The 7,299-nt window shown below is 74.9% G+C and carries 6 protein-coding genes; all 6 read left to right on the forward strand.

The window, feature by feature from the left end:
• Positions 1-460 precede the first annotated feature (460 nt).
• Positions 461-1,519, forward strand: a complete 1,059-nt coding sequence (locus D6689_20140) for a hypothetical protein (protein RMH38066.1) — start codon at positions 461-463, stop codon at positions 1,517-1,519.
• 90 nt (positions 1,520-1,609) lie between these two features.
• On the forward strand, positions 1,610-2,686 hold the full coding sequence (locus tag D6689_20145; GenBank protein ID RMH38067.1) for a MaoC family dehydratase: 1,077 nt from the start codon (positions 1,610-1,612) through the stop codon (positions 2,684-2,686).
• A 141-nt stretch (positions 2,687-2,827) separates the two neighbouring features.
• Complete coding sequence (locus D6689_20150; protein RMH38068.1) at positions 2,828-3,328, forward strand: hypothetical protein; 501 nt, start codon at positions 2,828-2,830, stop codon at positions 3,326-3,328.
• The gene (locus D6689_20155; protein ID RMH38069.1) at positions 3,264-4,598 is read left to right on the forward strand and encodes an insulinase family protein; all 1,335 of its coding nucleotides are present in this window, start codon (positions 3,264-3,266) and stop codon (positions 4,596-4,598) included. The genes D6689_20150 and D6689_20155 overlap by 65 nt, the downstream gene beginning before the upstream one ends.
• A gap of 105 nt (positions 4,599-4,703) precedes the next feature.
• Positions 4,704-5,654 (forward strand): response regulator, encoded by a 951-nt coding sequence (locus D6689_20160; GenBank protein ID RMH38070.1) that lies wholly within the window; start codon positions 4,704-4,706, stop codon positions 5,652-5,654.
• A gap of 134 nt (positions 5,655-5,788) precedes the next feature.
• Positions 5,789-7,299, forward strand: a 1,511-nt coding sequence (locus tag D6689_20165) for a serine/threonine protein kinase (GenBank protein RMH38071.1), incomplete at its 3' end; no start/stop codon positions are given.

A 7,299-nucleotide genomic window follows, 5' to 3' on the forward strand; every position in this document is an offset into this window, starting at 1 on the left:
GGGGGTCCGGCGGCGCGGGCGGTGCGTCCGGCGGCGCGGGCGACTGACGGCTCGGGCGTCTGACCGGCGCCGGCCCTACGCGGCCGCCGGGCACGCGCGCGGCGCGCGAACGAATTTTCGCCCAGCGGTTCGAGTTTCGTGTAATCATCCGCCCGTTTCGGGTGGACGAACCCACGCACCGCGGCTGCCGGTCGCCGGAATCGGCCGGGACGGCACGCGGCGATCGGGGAATGATCAGACGAGATCGACGAATGGCGCGCGCACAGGCTCACACACGCGGGGCGGCCGGTCCGATGGGCCACTCGGTTGCCGCGCATTCGTCCATCGCCACACCGTCGCAGTGGAGGTATCGATGACGGGAGCGGACATGTCGAGCACGACGAATGGAGCCGGAGATCCCCCGGGGCCGCCGCCGGCAGCAGCGGCGGACGAGAACTCGGGACTGATTGACATCCGCAACATGGCGCGGACGACCAAGCGCCGCGTCACCGCCCGGCATTCCACCGAGAGCGAGGTCGAAGAGTCGCTGCTCGCGTCCGCACGTCCGTCGGCGTTGCGGGACGTGGTGCTTCCCGAGCCCGGCGACGAGCCGGCGCCGCCGGCCGCGGTCGGGCCGGCGGTCGACCCCGGCGAGCCCGAGACCGGTCGCGCGCGCGGCGCCCGGTGGGCCGTGGGCGCCGTCGTCGCGCTCGGCGCAGCCGTGGCGATCGCGTGGGCCGTGACGGGGCGCGAACCGGCGGCCCCGTCCGGCGGGGGGCAGCGCGCGGCCGGCGGTCACGCGGCTCCGCCGAGTGCAGCCGCCCCGACGGCCGCGGCAGAACCGGGGGCCGTCGTGCCGCCGCGCGGCGACGCGGACGACGGTGTCGCGCTGGCGGCCGAGGGGCGGGACGGCGCGTCGGAGTCGGACCGCGCCGCGGACGTCGCCACACCGCCCACCGCGACCGACGAGGCGGAGGCCGCCGCCGACGCCGCGCGCCGGCCGCGCACCGCCGCGCGCCGGCCGGCGGCCCCGTCGACCGGCGGCGAGGCGACGCGCCAGTCCAAGCCGGCGCGCTCGCGGGGCGCGCGCGACCGTCGCGAGGCGAAGGGCGCGGACCGCGGCGAGGCGACGGCCGCCGGCGCCGCCGCGGCCGCCGCCGGCCCGGCCGATCTCGACGCGCTGCTCGACCGCGCCGCCGGGGGCGGCGACAAGCCGGCCAGGCGCGAGGCGCGCGGTGAGGCGCAGCCGGCCGCGGCGGCCAAGCCGGCCAAGGACAAGCTCTCCCGCGCCGACGTGCAAAAGGGGATGCGAGCGGTCAAGGCGAAGGTCGACGCCTGCTTCCAGCGATACGGCGTGGCGGGGACCGTCGTCCTCAAGGTCGTGATCGACAACACCGGTCAGGTGGCGAAGGTCGAGCCGACTGGCAAGTTCAAGGGCACGGAGACGGGAACGTGCGTCGCCGACGCCGTGGCGGGCGCGCGCTTTCCGGCGTTTTCGGGCCGGCCGATGTCGCTCACCTATCCGTTCCTGCTTCAGTAGGCGGCGCCCCGGCGCGGCCGTCCCATCGGCGGCGCCGGAACTCGGCTCACCGGTGGCGATGGCGCGCCCGCTGTTGGTAGGCTCGCCGCCATGTCAGCGCCGAAAGCGACTTGCGGCAACTACTTCGAGGACTTCTCCGTCGGCCAGACGATCCAGCACGCGACGCCGCGCACCGTACGCGCGGGTGACCTGGCCTTGTACACCGCGCTGTACGGCGACCGCCGGCCGCTGCACAGCTCGGACGAGTTCGCGCGCGCGGTCGGCTACCCCCGGTCGCCGGCGCACGACCTGCTCGTATTCCACATCGTGTTCGGCAAGACCGTCGGCGACGTCTCGCTCAACGCGGTGGCGAACCTCGGCTACGCGGACGTTCGGTTCCTGCGCCCCGTGTTCCCGGGCGATACGCTTCGCGCGGAGACCGAGGTGATCGGCTTGCGCGAGGCGTCCAGCGGCAAGCACGGCGTCGTGTACGTCCGGTCGCACGGCTTCAACCAGCGCGAGGAGGAAGTCCTTCGGTTTACGCGCTGGGTGCTGGTGAACAAGCGCGACCCGGACACCCGCACCGGCGTCGACGACGTCCCCACACTGCCCGACGCGGTGCCCGCGGGCGAGGTGCCGATTCCGCCCGGCCTCGACCTGACCGGGTACGACCCGGTTGCGTGGGCGACCGGTGGAAGCGCGCGCTACGACGACTACCGGGTGGGGGAGGTCATCCATCACGTGGACGGCATGACCCTCGACGAGGCGGATCACACGTTCGCGACCCGCCTGTACCAGAACACGGCCAAGGTCCACTTCAACGCCCATGCGATGCGCGACTCGCGGTTCGGCCGCCGGCTGATCTACGGCGGGCACGTCATCTCGGTCGCGCACGCGCTGGCGTTCAACGGGCTCAACAACGCCGTCGCGATCGCCGCGTGGAACGCCGGGACGCACGCCAACCCGTGCTTTGCCGGCGACACGCTGTATGCGTGGACCGAGGTGCTCGACAAGGACGACGTGCCGGCGCGCGACGACCTCGGCGCATTGCGGCTTCGACTGGTCGCCGTCAAGAACGCCGATCCCACTCGAGAGGAGATCCCCTTGCGCGTCGAGGTGGACGGCAAGTCGCGCTACGACGAGCGCGTCGTGCTCGACCTCGACTACTGGACGCTCGTCGCCCGATAGCGGGCCGGTCGGGACGATTCCGTCGGCGCTCGGGCACAGGCGCGGCACGCCGCTGCGCGGTGTCCGTGGCGACCCCGTGACCGCACGCCGTGGGGCGTCGCGCCGTTGCGCGCGGACGCGGCATGGGGTATGCGGTCTGCCTTGCGTACGCTGATCTGCATCGCGACGTGCGCGGTCGCGCGCGTCGCCGCGGCCGACGGCGCCTATACCGTGCGCGTGGACCCGCCCGCGGCGACCGCGGCGACCGGCGAGCGGGGCGCGTTTTCGCTCACGATCGCGCCGGCAGCCGGCTACGAGATCGACGCGGACGCGCCGCTGCGCGTGCGGCTGTCGGCGCGCCCACCCGGCGGGCTCGACCTGCCGCGTCCGCGGTTGACGCGCGCCGACGCCGCGGACCCGCGGGCGGCGGCGCCGCGGTTCGATCTGCCGTTCGTCGCGCGCGAAGCCGGCGACTACGCGGTCGACATCGACGTGCGGTTTTGGTTGTGCCGCCGATACACGTGTCGCGCCGTCCACGCCCGCCGGCGCGCTCGCGTGCACACCCCGGCGTCCCCCGCGCGCGACGCCGGCGGTCCGGATGCCCCACCGCCGGGCGCATCGGCCCACTCCGTTCGCTCGTCCGATGGACCCTCGCATCCATAGCGTCGTGCTCGACAACGGCCTGCGCGTCGTCGTCGTGCCGCTTGACCACCTGCACACCGCCACCGTGCAGCTCCACGTCAAGGTCGGCTCCCGGTTCGAGACGCCGGACGACAGCGGCCTGTCGCACTTCGTCGAGCACATGCTGTTTCGCGGGACGGAGGCCTACCCGTCGTCGTACGAACTGAACTTCGCCGTCGAGCGACTCGGCGCCACGTTGGATGCCGAGACCGGGCGCGATCTGTCGATGTATCCGCTCACCGTGCCGCCGGGGCTGTGCGGCGACGCGGTGCTGCTGCTGGGCGAACTCGTGTCGCGCCCGCGGTTCGACGACATCGAACTCGAGCGGCAGATCCTGATCGAAGAGCTGAACGAGGACTTCGACGAGCGCGGGGTCGAGGTGTGTGCGGACGAGATCGCACGCCGGTTGTTGTTCGGTGACCATCCGCTCGGCCGCCGCATCACCGGCCCCCGCGACAACGTCGAGCGGTTCACGGTCGACGACGTTCGCCGGCATCACGCGCGGTTTTACGTCGCGCGCAACATGGTGTTGGTTGCAGCCGGTCCGGTCGACGCCGGCGCGGTGGTGCGCGCGGCGCGCTCCGCGTTCGGGGGGCTTGCCGCCGGCGAGCCGGCCACGTTCGTTCCGGCGCCCGAGCCGCCCGGCGCGCCGCAGTTTGCCTACGTCGATCAACCCGGCTCGCAATCGGACGTCCACCTCGCGCTCGTCGGCCTGCCCGAGGCCGACGCGGACTACGCGGCATCCGTCGCGCTCCTTCGCGTCCTCGACGACGGCATGTCGGCGCGTTTGCACTATCGGCTGTGCGACCAGCGCGGGCTGGCCTACTCGATCGCCGCGGGGATCGAGCCGCTGCACGACTGCGCCGTGTTCGAGATCGAGGGGGCCACCGCGCACGCCAAGGTCCCGGACCTGCTGGCGGGGGCGCTCGAACTGCTGCTCGAGCTGCGCGCCGAGCCGGTGTCCGCGCGCGAGCTGGACAAGGCCAAGGTGCGCTACGAGTGCGACGCGCAGGCGGCGCTCGACGATGCGGCGGCCATCGCGTCGTGGTACGGGACGCTCGCGCTGTACGGCCAGCGCCCGCTGCCGTCTCTGCAGTCGCGGGTCGACCAGATGCGCGCGGTGACCGCCGCCGACGTGCAGCGAGCGGCCGCGCGAATCGTGCGCCCGGAGCGAAGCGCGGTCGTGATCGTCGGCACGCTCAGCCGCGCGCGCGTGGCGGTCGCCCGCGAGATCGCGACGGCATGGACGTAGGCTGCCGGTCGCGGGGCGCCGGCTCCGCCGCGACGGGCGCCGAGTGCGCGGCGGCCGTGGCCGCACCGAACTGTGGTACAACCGATCCGCGGAGCGCGGGCCGTCGTGCGCCCGGACCGCGCGGTACCGCGCACGGCGCACCGCGCCGGATGTCACGAACGCAAGGGCGGGCCGAGCATGTTGCTGAACAAGATCGTGGTGGCGGAGGACGACGACGCGATCGCGCACATGGTCAACATGGCGTTGGGCGACGCCGGATTCTTGTGTCTGCGCGCGCGGGACGGCGAGGAGGCCATTCGGCTGGTTCGCGTCCAGTCGCCGGATCTGCTGATTCTCGACGTGATGATGCCGCGGTGCGACGGCATCGAGGTCGTCCGGCGTCTTCGCGCCGACGTGGTGACGTCCAAGACGCCCGTGCTGATGCTCACGGCGCTGTCGTCGGTCGAAGACCGCATCGAAGGGCTCGAAGCCGGCGCGGACGACTATCTCAGCAAGCCGTTCGACCTGCGCGAGCTGGCGGCGCGGGTCAAGGCGCTCATCCGCACGTCGCGGCGCGAGCGCGAGCGCAATCCGGCGACCGACCTGCCCGGGTCGAGCGCGATCGATCGCCACCTGCACGAGTTGCTGCGGGCTGGCGTGCGCGCCGCGGTCGTGCACGCGCACGCTGTCGGGTTCGAGGACTACGCGGCCGACGCCGGCTACGCGCGCGCCGAAGACCTGGTGAAATCCCTCGGCGCGACGGTCCTGCGCGTCGCCGCGGCCGCCGCGGACGGTGCGTTCGTGGGTCACCTCGGCGGCGCCGATTTCGTGGTCACCGTGCCTCCCGCCGCGGGCGAACCGCTCGCGCGCGACCTCATCGCCGCGTTCAACGCCGAGCGCCGCGGGTGGGGGGCCGATGCGCTTCGCCTGGCGGTCGCGGTGGTGAGCACCGACGGCATCGGCCCCGGTGACCCGGACGGCTCGGACGAGCTGGCGCGGCGCATGGCGGCTGCGCTGCGCGCGGCCAAGCAGCGCGACGGGTCGAGCCACGTCGTGTGGGCGCCGGCGGGCGGGTAGGCGTCTCGTTCCGGCCTCTGACCCGGCATGCGGATGTGCGCGGAACGCTCCTGTGGCTCGTCGGTCCGGTTCGCCGGTCGCGGTGACTCGGGTCGCGACGGCGCGGCCGGCGAGCGTCGCGGCGGCGGGGCGGAGTGACGGTGGCGAGGCCGACGGGAGGCGGCGGACCGCGGGGCCCCGGGCCGGGCGCGGTCCTGGGCCGCTACGCGCTGTGCGAGGAGGTAGGCGCCGGCGGCATGGCGTCGGTGTGGCGCGCGGTCGACCGGCAGCTTCGCCGCGTCGTCGCCGTCAAGGTGTTGCATCCGCACCTCGCCAAGCGCGCGGATGTCGTCGCGCGGTTTCATCGCGAGGCGCGCGCGGTCGCCGCGCTCGATCACCCGCACGTGCTGCGCGTGTTCGACGTCGGCGGCGGGGACGGCGACGAGCCGCCCTACCTGGTGACCGAGTGGATCGCCGGCGGCAGCCTCGACGCGTTCGCGCGCGCTCGCGGTCCGTTGCTCGGCGAGATCGTCGCGTCCGTCGGCGCAATCCTGTGCGACGCGCTGGCCGTCGCGCACGCCGCCGGGATCGTCCATCGCGACGTCAAGCCGGCGAACGTACTGGTCGACGACGGGGGGCGTCTGGTGCTCGGCGACTTCGGGGTCGCCCGCGTGCGCGAGGGCGACTCGCTGGTGACCGCGACCGGGGCGCTGTTGGGCACGCCGGCGTTCATGGCGCCGGAGCAGGCGCTCGGCGATCCGGTGGACGCGCGGACGGACCTGTACTCGCTCGGGGCGACGCTCTACTTTCTCGCGACGGGAGCGCTGCCGTACGCGGGGCCGCCGGCCCGCGTGATGGCCGACCTCGCGCGCGGGGGCCCGCTGCCGCCGCTGGCCCGCAACCCCGCGATGGGCGGCGACCTGGCGCGGGCGATCGAGCGGTTGATGTGCCGCGACCCGGCTGGCCGGTTTCCCGACGCGCGCGCGGCAGGCGCCGCGCTCGCGGCGGTCGCGCGCGCTGGCGGTCTCGACGACCCGGCGGCCGAGTGGGCCGCCTATTTCGAGGATCCGGCCGGCTACGAGGACCGGCGGCGCGATGGGATCGCCGACTGTTGCCTCGCTGCGGCGGAGGCCGCGCGCCGGCAAGGGGCGGCCGCCCGGGCGCTCGCGCTCGCCGACCGGGCGCTGTCGTTGCGACCGGGCGACGCGCGCGCGCTGCGGCTGGTCGGCGCGATCGGCGGCCAGCGGCGCCGGCGACTGGTCGCGGCGGCGGCCGCGGCGGTGGCCGCGATCGGGGTCGCCGCGTTCGCGTGGTGGCCGCGCGGCGGCCGGCCGGCGACCCGCGGCGCCGCGGCGGCCGGCGCGGAACCGGCGTCGCCCGCCGCGGCGGCGCCGGGCGCATGGGCCGGCGCCGCCCGGCTGGTTGCTGATGCATCCGATGGGCCGGCGACCGCCGACGAGGACGTGGTTGGACCGTCCGCGTCGCGGGCTGGCGCCTCCGTTGCGGATGCGTCCGCCGAACGGTCTCGCGCCGGTGTGCCCGCCGCACGTGCGCCGGCCCGCGGTGGGGCCGGCACGGCCGGCGCGCGGGCCGGTCCCCGGTCGGACGCGACCGCCACGCGCCGCGCCGCGAGCCCGACGGCTGGCGGCGGCGCGCGGCCGGCGGA

Source organism: Deltaproteobacteria bacterium, assembly GCA_003696105.1.
GTDB lineage: Bacteria > Myxococcota_A > Polyangia > Haliangiales > J016 > J016.

What these genes read in the sequence shown, in the direction of transcription:
- D6689_20140 (RMH38066.1), top strand. Translation starts at nt 461, where the DNA reads ATGGCGCGGACGACCAAGCGCCGCGTCACCGCCCGGCATTCCACCGAG.
- D6689_20145 (RMH38067.1), top strand. Translation starts at nt 1,610, where the DNA reads ATGTCAGCGCCGAAAGCGACTTGCGGCAACTACTTCGAGGACTTCTCC.
- D6689_20155 (RMH38069.1), top strand. Translation starts at nt 3,264, where the DNA reads ATGCCCCACCGCCGGGCGCATCGGCCCACTCCGTTCGCTCGTCCGATG.